Annotated in this window: 11 protein-coding genes; all 11 read right to left on the reverse strand. The window is 41.9% G+C overall.

Annotated features, from left to right (window positions below; translation table 11 throughout):
* Positions 1 to 55: 55 nt before the first annotated feature.
* Positions 56 to 649, reverse strand: coding sequence for a hypothetical protein (locus BUB35_RS09580; protein WP_072851214.1), 594 nt, complete (start codon positions 647 to 649; stop codon positions 56 to 58).
* Positions 585 to 911: a hypothetical protein gene (locus tag BUB35_RS09585; RefSeq protein ID WP_072851215.1), complete on the reverse strand. Its 327-nt coding sequence runs from the start codon at positions 909 to 911 to the stop codon at positions 585 to 587. The genes BUB35_RS09580 and BUB35_RS09585 overlap by 65 nt, the downstream gene beginning before the upstream one ends.
* A gap of 17 nt (positions 912 to 928) precedes the next feature.
* Complete coding sequence (locus BUB35_RS09590; protein ID WP_072851216.1) at positions 929 to 1,294, reverse strand: DUF7768 domain-containing protein; 366 nt, start codon at positions 1,292 to 1,294, stop codon at positions 929 to 931.
* A gap of 14 nt (positions 1,295 to 1,308) precedes the next feature.
* Positions 1,309 to 1,602, reverse strand: a complete 294-nt coding sequence (locus BUB35_RS09595) for a DUF4314 domain-containing protein (protein WP_072851232.1) — start codon at positions 1,600 to 1,602, stop codon at positions 1,309 to 1,311.
* 14 nt (positions 1,603 to 1,616) lie between these two features.
* On the reverse strand, positions 1,617 to 2,477 hold the full coding sequence (locus BUB35_RS09600; protein WP_072851218.1) for a conjugal transfer protein TrbL family protein: 861 nt from the start codon (positions 2,475 to 2,477) through the stop codon (positions 1,617 to 1,619).
* Between the two features lie 129 nt (positions 2,478 to 2,606).
* Positions 2,607 to 3,089, reverse strand: a complete 483-nt coding sequence (locus BUB35_RS09605; RefSeq protein ID WP_072851220.1) for a hypothetical protein — start codon at positions 3,087 to 3,089, stop codon at positions 2,607 to 2,609.
* Positions 3,090 to 3,204: 115 nt separating this feature from the next.
* A complete protein-coding gene (locus BUB35_RS09610) occupies positions 3,205 to 3,552 on the reverse strand; it encodes a DUF3852 domain-containing protein (protein ID WP_072851222.1) in 348 nt (115 codons plus the stop codon).
* Between the two features lie 60 nt (positions 3,553 to 3,612).
* Entirely contained in the window at positions 3,613 to 9,399 is a 5,787-nt protein-coding gene (locus BUB35_RS09615; RefSeq protein ID WP_072851224.1) for a SpaA isopeptide-forming pilin-related protein, read from the reverse strand.
* Positions 9,400 to 9,492: 93 nt separating this feature from the next.
* Positions 9,493 to 10,551 carry a CAP domain-containing protein gene (locus BUB35_RS09620; protein ID WP_072851226.1) on the reverse strand — a complete coding sequence of 353 codons (1,059 nt, stop codon included), beginning with the start codon at positions 10,549 to 10,551 and terminating at the stop codon, positions 9,493 to 9,495.
* Positions 10,552 to 10,705: 154 nt separating this feature from the next.
* A complete protein-coding gene (locus BUB35_RS09625) occupies positions 10,706 to 11,431 on the reverse strand; it encodes a class D sortase (RefSeq protein ID WP_242949235.1) in 726 nt (241 codons plus the stop codon).
* A 154-nt stretch (positions 11,432 to 11,585) separates the two neighbouring features.
* Positions 11,586 to 12,199: hypothetical protein (locus BUB35_RS09630; RefSeq protein WP_330391148.1), on the reverse strand; the 614-nt coding region annotated here is incomplete at its 5' end.

Here is a 12,199-nt window from a genome sequence, read left to right on the forward strand (position 1 = left end):
TTTTCTTCTTCCGTTTTGGGAATATAGGCTTTTGTTTTCTTTGTTCTGCTGATTTTCAACGGTATGCATCCCCCTTTACAAATCTCTCGCCGTCATAGTCATCGAAGTATACCTGTGTGATGTTCTGCACGAAATAAACGGCATAGAGCCTTTTGATGTCCTCCTTACTTGCCTGACGGTAGGAAAACCCTGCATCCTTCAACAGCTTTGTCATTCTGCTGATGCCGGTCTGTACCTCATTTGTTTCTGGATTATAGTTGCGAAAGCGGAGGATAAACAAAAACTCCCTTGCGGAAGCTGTCTGTATCTGCACCCTGTCCAGATGGATCAGGTCTTTTTCCAATATTTCTCGTACCTTGGGGCTTTCTTCTTCCTCCAGACGCTCTTTGTAAAACATTTTGTTCTGGTCGAAGTTTTCTCTGGAATTGATGCAGGAAAACTCAATGGAGTCCAGTCCTTTGATGACACTGGACATCGCTATGATTTTTGTTTTTACTGCTGTTTCTGATAGTACCGCAATATTATCCGGCTGTACCAGAAAGTAAACCAGATACTCATTGCCGTATGTTTCCACACCAAGTGCATCAATATTTCTGGCGCCTATTTCTTCTCTGGTAGATTTCTTCTTTCCAATTCTCATTTTTGTCATCGGCAAACCTCCAATAAAAAATCTGTTGTGTTGTCACAAAAAAACGAAAGGCAAAGCGGATATAGTCTGAGATATTCAGCTCGTTGTCAATACGCAGTGTCAAGAAGGCGAATACGCCAACCATTACCCCCGGCACAATCCAGTCCAGAGCCGCCGCAAAGACGGCAGACAGCACCGCGCCTATGATGATAATCAGCATATCCCGCAGTGTCCAAAGGAACATGGTGCTTTTGCCTTTCAGGTTTTCCGGATAGATATACATTGCTTCTCACCTGCCTTTTATACCATCTTACAGCACTGCTCTGTTTCTCCAAACACCGCATCTTCTATATCCGCAATGGACAAATCTCTGCCTAAAACAGTAATGCCGTTCTCATATGCAGTTTTGATTTCCTCACGCATTCCTTCCGAAATGATACTGCCGCAAACCAAAAGTTCATCACACCTGCAAAGAAGTGCTTTCCCCATTTCCTGCCCGAGCCAGCGTTCTTCCGGAACTTCATCGTCTAAAAACTGTGTGAAAACACAATGTGGTGCAATGGCACAGTTTCCTTTCAACGCTTCTTCTCTGGCGTATTCGTTTGCTTTTGCTATGTTTTTCTTATGATCACCCCTCAATGGTGAGCAGATATATACCAGTTTCATTTCAAAAACCTCCCTTACATTCCCATGTCCATATCCTCACCCATGTCCTCTTGCTGCTGTTCTTCCAACAATTCTTCTGGTGTAAGCTTGCGAAAACTGTCCTCACCGTATACCACACCAAGGCTTCTGCCGTTATCCCAATCAGGAAATACGGTTCCCATATCATCCACGAACTTGACCGTTCCTCTTGTTCCATCAGGTATCGGATGATATGGATCGTCCATATGAATTAATTGAATTCTTGTACCTGGTGGGAACAGTTCTCTTGCTCTTTCCGCCATTCTTCTCCCTTTGTCTGCCCAATTCATAAAACTCATTCCTTTCATCTGCCTGAGATTCTTCCTACATTACGTGCCATATTGACTACGGAATTTACGGAATATACCGTACTCATGGCGTTGAAACGCATACTGGTATCCAATCCAAAGTTCTGTGCGATTCTTGGTACCTCTGTGCTGGAAAGCATCAATCCGATGCCAAGCAGCATATTTGCGTTATAGGTAACCAGCCCTGCAACCAGTACAATGGTCTGTAAAAACGCTGTCAGGCAGAGAGCTGCCACCTGTTTGCACCAAGATACGAATCCGTCGCTGTATCCTCTTGGCACACTGAACAGATAAAGACTGCCGGTTGCCATCATGACAAGAAGGATGCCGCCTCGTTTTAAATTTGCGAAAAACACTTTGATGACCGCATATCCAATCAGTATGACAAACACGATAGACACCACCACATTGGCACCCGGCGTTTCAAAGCTGCCCAGCACCATAGTGGCAATGGCACCAAGTTTGCCTGGGGAATCCGACATACCCGCAATGGCACCAATCAGTTCATTTGACAGATTGATGCAGAAGACATAGAGGTCAATGGGTACTACAGTAAACAGACTGACGGCGAAAAAACCCTTGATGATATTTAACGCCAAATCCTGAAAACTCCCTTTTCCTCTCTGTGCCTCAATGGCTGTGTCAAACACAGCCACTACAATGCCAACGATATATAACGCCCATGCGAAGTAATAAAAAAAGAGCAGGATTGCTTTGATCCAATCCAGCTCAAAAAGTTCCGCGCCCATCATGTTGATCATACTGAAAAACTCACCAAAGAATGTGATCAGCTTGCCATAGATCCAGTCGCAAAACTGATCCAGCACACCGTCTACGGCAAAGTCTAAGCCAAACATATTTTTCATCACCTTCACTTTTTGCTAGTTGAAATGACTATCTTATTCCTTTTTCCACATAAAAAGCCCTTATCCTATTGGATAAAGGCTTGAACAAATATTTTTTCTATTCTTATTTTTATATGATACTTAGTTGATAAAGATTTCACTGATTGAAATAACTCTTCCATCCTCAAGCACTTGAATCCTAAACGGTGTTTTTCCTAAATCACCACTGCCATCAATATCAAACTTTTCCAAAAAATCATTCAAATTGGTGGTGGTATATAAACGATCAGTATCGTCTTCAGGAACGAACTGTGCTCCAACATCATAAAAATTATATCGTGTTTCATTGTTCAGAGAAAAGGTCATCAATTCATCAGAAGTATCATAAATATAATATCCGTTTGGCATATCCTCTGTAGTTAGCTCTAATTTGTTTATCCAATATTGTTCAGATAAATCAATAAATTCAAAATCATTTACAAACAGCTGATTTCCTTTTACAGATATATAACCTTCATATAAATCATAAGCTCCAGAAGAAGTTTGTTCTTTTTCCTCATTCTGACATCCAACTAAACCAAACAAAAACATAACTATTAACAGTATGCCAATCTGTTTCTTCATACAGTGCCACCTCCTCATTGGTTTTGACCGAAAACTAAAATCTTTATATTAAATTATAACACAATAATAGATGGCATTCTACTGATTATATTCATTTTCTAAAATACTTGGCTCCTTAAATCCCAAGAATATTCCAGATATAAGTCGGTGCTGTAATGGCAAACACCAGACCAAAGAACAGGATTGCCACTGGCGCGAAATCAAACTCACCATGCTTTTTGTAATCAAAGTAAGCCATAGCTAATTTGACAAAAAGCAGGATCGCCAGCACACAATCCACCACTGGAAAGATAACGTTATTGGTTACGGTTTTGATCTGACCGGCTGCTGTTTTCCAAGTGCTTTCAATGGCTGTGGAAACCTGACCACTATCTGGTGCCGCAAATACTGGCGGTGCGAAGAAGATCACTGCCATAAGCACAACCACTGTCAGCAAAAATACCCTTTTCCATCTTACTGCCATTGTTCTTCTCTCCTTTCATAGAAAAGGGGCAGTCTTCCGACTGCCCCAGAAATCATATTTTTAATAACCTGTTTTGGGAAGCGTTACCGGCATTGTATTCACAGTCCACACTGTTGTATTCCAGCTGGTTTTTGCGCTTTCCCATTCGTTGCCGTATCTTCCGCCTACATCTGCTCTATTGACGATACGGTAATCTTTCGGCATATTCGGCATTACCTGACAGAATACAGACATATTTTCAAGCATCTTAAAACCAGGGCTTGCCTTCGGGAATTCCAGACGCACGTCTGTGACATATTCTCCATTTGCCAAGCCAAGGACATTTGGATGAAGGCTATATTCATAGCTGTTCTTTGTCAGAAGATTTTCCGCAAGCACACGATAATCCCTGTAGTTTGTTTTATAAGTGATCTTATAATACATTCTTTCGGAATATGTGCCTGTGACGATCTTCAAAGCTCTTGTGGCATCTGTTGGAATCCTGTCATGAATATAGAAGTTTTCCAAAGTGCCGGAGGAGCCGTTCTGCACCTCATAAATGTCATACTGGATGGTCTGTCCAGGAGATGCGGCGTTTGGTCCTTTTTTCTGAATGGTCAGGTTCAAAGAAATGCTGCTGTTCAGCACTTCAAATCTGACGATATCACCATTGTGCCTGATTTCCGCCAAAAGTGTTTTATCATTCAAAGCGTAATATCTTGGTGCGGATACTTCTTTGATGGTATAGACACCTACCGGCAATCCCTTAGACGCCGCAACACCATTGCTGCCAGAAGAAATCTTATCAACCAAATTTCCTGTGGTGTTATAGATTTCAAATACTGCACCAGACAATGGAGAACCGGCAGGAAGACCTGTCAGTTCATTGAACTCGGAAGAACGTTTTGTAATGACGATCTGACCGACTTCCGGTGTATTCTCCCACTCGATTTCTGTTGTTCTGCCTTTCTGCACATAGAATGTTTTCTCGCTGTTGTCAGAGATATATCCTTCTGCAGGCTCTAATTCTCTGAGTTTGTACTTGCCTTCTGGCAATTCTTTTCTGATCCAGATATAGCCTTCGTCATCTGTTTCAAACTGACCGATCGGTTCATTGTCACTGTCATATAACAGGAATTTCACTCCTGGAATGCCTTCTCCTGTGACAGAGTCGATTTTATGGATCAATACAGAAGACATTGGATCATTCTCCACTTTTAATGTCGTTCTCTTGCCGTCTTTGATTTCCACTTCATTGGCTTCGCTGTCTAAGATATAACCTTTGGCTTCTTTTGTTTCCTTTACCAAGTATGTGCCTTCTTCCAATCCTTCAATGACAATCAAGCCGGATTCATCTGTTTCATAGTATCCGATCTGCTCACCGTTGAATTTTGTCACAAGGAATTCTACACCTTCGATCGGATCACCAGTTCTGCTGTTGGTTTTCTCAATGACCAAACCGGAATATGGCTGATTTTCCACTTCCAAAATGGTTTGTTTGCCGGATTTCACTTCTACCGTTTTCGGTTCTTTGTCCCAGCGATAACCTTCCAATCCTTCTGTTTCTGTTACAGTGTAGTAACCATCTTCCAAATCAGAGATATAGACCATACCTTCTTTATCTGTTTTGAATGTGCCGATTTTCTCACCATTCATTTTAGAAACTGAGAACGATACACCTTCCAACGGTTCCCCTGTTTCGGAATCTGTTTTCACGATTTTGATTCCTGAAAGCGGCTTGTTTTCAAATGTCACCACCGTTGGCACATTTGTTTTTACCTCAACGGTTTTTGGTGTTTCGTCCAGGATGTATCCTTCTGGTGCTTTTGTTTCTCTTACCACGTACCAATCCGGATCAAGTGTCGGAAGCAGAATGGTACCGGTATTATCTGTAGTGTACTCGCCTACGTGTTCCCCATTTTGCTTTTCCACAGCAAATTTTGCTCCAACAAGCGGTTCACCACTGATGGAATCCACTTTTTTAATGACAAGAGATGTCATCTTTTTATTGGTGAACTCCAATGTATAAGTTTTGCCATAATCCAGCGCGATGGTTTTGGACTGCTCCTCCAACACATAGCCATCCGGTGCCTTTACTTCTTCTACGATATAACTGCCTTTGGCAAGATCGGAAATCGTAATGGAGCCATTGCTGTCTGTGGTAAAGATGCCATTGTTTCTTCCAATGACATCGCCTTTGGATGTTGTTACCTTAAACTGCGCACCAGACAATGGATTACCGTTATCTGCGTCTTTCTTCAAAATCACGAGAGAGCACATAGGCTGGTTCTGGAAATGCACTTTGTATGTAGCACCATCTGTACCAATTTCAATGGTCTGCGGTTTTGTATCGCAGGCATACCCTTCTGGTGCAATGCGCTCAGTTACTACATAACTGCCTGGTTTCAGATTTGGAATCAGGATTTCGCCATCACTGTTTGTAGTATACATACCGTTGCTGTTTCCAACCACCGTTCCATCACCTGTTGTTACTTGAAAAGTGGCATTGGATAATGGTTTATTGGTCAAGGCATCCACTTTTGTGATGAGCAGAGAGCCGTAAGGATAGTTTCGGAATACTACTTCCACAACAGATGTTCCGTCTGCTTTCATATTGACTGTCTGCATATCTGTTTCTGCGATGATGTAGTTGTTTGGTGCTTTTGTTTCTCTGACCGCATAAGCACCTGCTTCCAGACCGGTAATAACAATAACACCTGAGTTGTCTGTAGTTGCCGTGCAGATCAGTTTGCCGTTTTGACCACTTGTTTCCCCTGTGATTCGGAATACTTCAAAGGTTGCACCATCCAGCATTTCACCTGTATTGGCGTCTGCTTTCTTGATGGCCAAACTGTTCAGAGGATAGTTTACGATACCGTCTACCACTTCGTAATCATTTCCACTGGTGATTTCAATACCTTCGGTCGTTGTACCGCCGCCTGTGCCACCAGTACCGCCACCACCTGCGATATTATCATCCTTCAGGTAAGAATTGTCACCAGGGTTCAGATAAATACGAGTTACAGGGTTTGTCGGTTTTTGGTAGCCCTGTGCCGGAATGGTTTCTGTTATGATATACCAGCCAGGTTCTACATACGGCAGTTTGATTCTGCCATTTTCATCGGTCTTGAATGTACCGACTGTTGTAATTGCACCATCGTCTTCCTCATGCTCAATCTTGAATGTGGTGTTTGGAATACCCTTATTGGTCGTATAGTCTGTTTTCTCGATGATCAATGTAGGGTATTTGATGTTCTCAAACATCAATGTTTTATGATCTCCTGCTTCGAGTTTTACTCTCTGAGGTGTGTCATTGAGAATATAGGGTTTTGGTGTAGAAATTTCAGTGATTTCATAAGTGCCTGCTTTCAGCCCATGAATTACGATCATACCGTTTTCATCGGTAGTAGCCGTTGTAGGCTGTACGCTAGTATCATCTACTTCTTTGATTTCATACACAACACCCGCAATCGGCTCTTTGGTCACAGAGTCGATTTTCTTGATGGTCAGTTCTGGCAGCTTGATATTGTCTACCTTTACGATGATTTCACCATCGCCAGGTTTGGCAACGATCACTCTGTCAGGGCTTGTTTTATCAGAGAACATATATCCAGGAGGTGGATTCAGTTCTTTGACCACATAAGTACCGGGTTTGAGATAGCCGGATGTAAATTTACCGTTTTCGTCAGTCATGCCTTCAACAACTGGACGTGCAGTGTCAGCCTGCTCATAGATAGCAAACTGAGCACCTGGCAATTTTTCGCCTGTTTCTTCGTCGTATTTTTCAACGGTGATGCTGGGCATTTCAAGGTTTGCAAATAACAAGGACTTTCTATCGCCTGCATTCAGTCTGATGTCCTGATGATCACCTGTCAGCACATAAGGCTCTGGTACAAATACTTCTGTTACAGTATACACATCGGGATCGAGATATCCAAGTTCGCCACCTTTCATACCGACTGTTACTTTGCCATCTGCACCTGTTGTTACGGTACCGATCAAAGTTCCGTCGGATTTCTTGATTTCAAACTTGGTGCCTGGTACTGGATCACCTGTCTGTCCGTCGATCTTTTCGATGGTAAGCACAGGTTTCTTCAGGTTCTTCATAACCACCTGAACATTCTTGTCTTTGCCAAGGTATACGGTCTGAGGGCAATCACCCAATGCGTATCCTTCAGGTGCAGTTACTTCTGTGATTTTATAAGTATCTACGGGTACATTTTTCAGTGTAGCAACACCATTTTCTGTTGTGACTGTGGTTGTGTAACTGCCGTCTACCTGTTCTACTTTGAAAGTAGCTGGATCAGTAATGACTTCGCCTGTCTGCTGGTCGATCTTGGTGATAGTCAAGCCTGGAAATTTACTATTCAAAAATTTTAATCCGGCAGCCTGTCCATTTCTTACGGTTACATATTGAGGTGTCTGATCCAAGATATATCCTTCTACAGTGGATACTTCTCTTACAAGATAGGTACCATCTGGTACATCTTCCCATGTGATTTTTCCTTCTGCATCGGTTTTGCCTGTTGCTCTCCAAGCCCCTTTTCCATCGATCTGCATGATTTCATACTGCACACCAGGAATTGGTTCACCTGTTTCTGCATCTTCTTTTTCTGTCACCACAATATGCGGCGGATAATCACGAAATGTTGCCGTTGCTGTTTGATCCGGCTCTACCGTAATGACCAAAGTGGTTGGCTCAGTCAGCTGATATCTATTATTGGTAGAGCGTTCTACTACCGTATAGGTACCAGACTCCGTAATATTTGGTTCCCAAATACCAGATTCATCTGTGGTACCTGTATCAATTAAATGCCCCTGTGCATTATAACAATCGAATGTTACACCTGCCAAAGGGGTTGCATTATCTGTGGCATCCAGCTTGATGACTTTTAGTTTGCCATCACCCGGATTACCAGGAATATCTGGTATTCCAATTACCATTTTGGCATTAATAGTAATGGGCTGGTTCGGCATCCCAATTTCCATATCCTGTACTTTGCCATCCAAACCATTCAAAGGTTTGCCAATCAAGATAACATTAGAATACAGATTTGCGGAAATCTTTACATTTGCTTCCACACTGCCACCAACAGGGACTGAAGTCTTAGGAATACGGATTGCAAATGTTTCATCACCTTTGAACTGTGTTTTTTCGATGCCGTCTTCATCTGTGATGATTGTTCCAACTGGATAATCTCCAGTCAATTCGACCTTATACTTCGTGATTTTCTTTCCAGAATCACTTGTTTCCTTTACCTGAAAACGCTGTACAAAGTAGTTTCCTTCTTCCACTGGTTCTTCATCCACCTTAATCGTACCGTATACTGCTGCTTTTACTGGTTCAGGATTATTCAATGCTAGATCAACCAGTTTGTTAAATAAAGCTGTCACCTGTGGTTTATCGGGTGCATTCCATTTTCCTCGGTCTGTGTACTGCGATACACCAATCACGCACCAAATGGCTGCCTTTGTAGCAGCATAGGCTTCTTCTTCACTGTTTACACCTAATTCCTGATACGTTTTATATGGAATGCTGTTATTGATGATGGCGGCAATTTTTTCATTTGTTTCTGCGCCAGCCACATTCAAGTCATACTTTCCAGCAAAGTATTCTCCAGGACCAGCCTTATTGGGATCAACACAAAATGCTGGATTTTTATTGCCTTCCTTGTCATACCACCACGCAGAGGAATGCAATACATTCCTTCCATCATATTTTATATCATTGATATCCTTGCCTTTAACAACAGTAATTTTGGTGATATCACTGCCTTCTTCTGCAGCACGAACCGTTGACAAGGAGATTGTTGGAATGGCAATAAGCATCGCCAGCAAAAAAGCAATGATTCTTCTTGTTTTACACATTTAGGTTCCCTCCTTATTGATTTTTGGCATTAAAAAAAGAGATACAATTGATTTTTGTATCTCTTTTTTGCCTGCTCTATTCACTTCTATTTGTTACCTTGCAAATATCTGTACCCAGTAACTGCCATATTCGCTGTCTTTATCATACAGATATGCAACACCTGTATAAGTATATTCAGGATTTAGATAATTTTCTCTATGACCATCTGATTCCGTCCAATTATCTACAGCCCATTTGGGTGTATTGGCAAAGCCTGTGATATTCTCACCGATATAGTTTCCTTCAAAACCTGCTTCATTTGCGGCTGTTTTTGCCTTTCTTCCGTCAGGACGTGTATGAGAGAAGTTCGTTACAATTTCTTTTACCCTTACATCTGCTGCTTCCATTAAAGCATCATTCATTTGAAGCTTATTTAACCCATTCTTTTCACGTTCTTGGTTGATACGGTCAATGACTTCTTCAGCGAATTCATCACGCTTTGCATTCTGTTCTGCTGCATATTTTTCTGTTCTTTGACGCTGTTCCTCTTCAATCGTAAGAGTTGGCTTTGTTTCTGGCATTTCCTGTGGTTCTTGGTTCTTCACCGAAGCAACATTTGCCAGGATTTCATTGTATTGTGGCAGTTGTTCAGTTGGAGTAGTTTTGATTGCAACGGTTTTTGTTTCTGCATCCCACTGAGCATCTGCATACATACAATCTGCCAAATCTCTGATTCCTACTAATGTACGATCATTGATTACTTTTGCGGGAGCAGAAACTGGTAAATCTTCACCTTGTGTCAAAATATGTGTTGCACCCCAAACTGACTTTGTTTTTGTTTTATCTTCGATGTTCAGACTGCTGTGATAGCCTGCCATATATCTATCAGTAGATGCAATCGGCTTTGTAAAGATAGCTGAATGTTCTATTTGGAATGTGCCATCTACAACCGTATCTCCGTAATATGTGAACCATTCAACTTCCCAGCCCATTTTTTCTGCTACATCTCTGATTGGAACCATGATACGACCATCAATATTCACTGGCTGCTGATCCTCAAAATTGACCTTTTCCCCATCAACTGTAACTGTGATCTGGTCAGCAGCGAAAGCACATGGTACTGTACCTAATACCATTGTGGCTGCCAATATGGCTGCTAATCGTTTTTTCATATTTTTCACGCTCCTTTTTCTTTTTCACTGCATTTTGAATCAATTGGAAACCGTATCTCTGTCAAAGTCTTTCTATATTTATTTCGCCTCCTTCCCCTTGTTTTCCTTTCAATATCATTTATATTGGAAAACCATTTACACTGCAAGCAAAAGATTATTTCTGCACTGCCTGCACGCAAAGACGCTGATCGCCCACATCTTCCACACAGGTGATCAATGTCAGACGGTTGTCACTGGTATATTGCAGTTTTGACCAGTCCGTATCGGCAATCTTTGTAATGGATTTTACCACATAGGTTCTTGTGCCAAGTTTTGTGGTATAGGTCATTTCATCGCCAATATCCAGTTTTTTCAGTTTTCCAAAGTAGTCATTGGTACCTCTGTTATGTCCTACCAAGCCGATATTTCCATTCCAGCAGGAAGTGGAAGCCAAATGTCCCACACCTTTTTTCATCGCTGTGAATGTATCGCCGTCATAGGCGGTTACAGTCAGTCCAATTTCTGGAATCTTCAATATGCCAATGCTCCCATCGCTGTTTCGCACCTGCTCAATGGTTGTTAAGGGATACTGCAAAACTTCGTCATATACCTGTTCTGGAATCTCATTTGTCACATAGCCGTCTGAAGAAATATCTGCTGTGTAGCTTCCACTGGTACCCCCGCCATAGGCTGTACCTGTAATCAGACTGTTTGGACTTTGGGTATAAGGATTGATTGGTGCATTGGTTGGTGCGTATGTAGTGTTGTTAATGGATGGTGCATTTGGCTCCACCACATTGGCGCCGTACTCTGAATCATAGACTGTCTGCGGTGATACATCATAAATATCCCTGAGATAATCCGGTATCTCCCCTTGGATGTTGATATTGGATTTTCCCACAATAACAAACTCCTCTTGATTCTCTGTTTTGTAATTGTAACTTAAATCTGAGTCAAGAGCATAAGCTGGCACGCAGAAAAAAACTCCGCAAATCATAGGGAAAACCATTGCTGTTTTTATAATGCTTGGGACAGAAATTTTAAACTTTTTCACTCTATTCCGCATCCAACACACCTCCCAGATCCAGTTCAAATCGATATTCTCCTTTTTTCTCATTGACTCTGTGCTTTACTGTCATGTCTTTATAGGTCACACTGATGTTCCTGCCGAAAAGCGCCTTTGTTGTTTTCTTGTCCAGCACAAACTGGAATACATTGCTTTGAATCAAGTCCTCAAACTCATTCAAATCAATCACAGGCTGTTTTGGATTGACATTTTGTCTTCCAATGCAGATATACTCTTTGTCAATGAGATTATACACATCCGCCCCTTGCCTGTTTTTCAGATAAAGCAAAAGCATGGCAATGGCACAGCCCAAAAGCAGTACTGCAATCATGCCTGTTACTGCTTTTAATACTGGCGGCATTCCATTTTCTATCAGCTTTCCTGCGTAAGTAATGGTAAAGGTTGCCGTATCCGCCGTTGTCTTCGTTACATTGCCTTTGTATCTTGCTGTGGACACATAGCCCGTAGGCACCTGCGAGCTGAATGTTTTTGAATAAGTAGCTACTGCCTTATACTCTGTGGGTACCAAAGTATCTCCGGCAAGGGATGTTCCCATAACGGTCCAGCTGACATTGGTCAAGGGCAATGTATATCCATCTTTTA

The sequence above is a fragment of the Anaerotignum lactatifermentans DSM 14214 genome, from assembly GCF_900142265.1.
GTDB classification, from domain to species: domain Bacteria; phylum Bacillota; class Clostridia; order Lachnospirales; family Anaerotignaceae; genus Anaerotignum; species Anaerotignum lactatifermentans.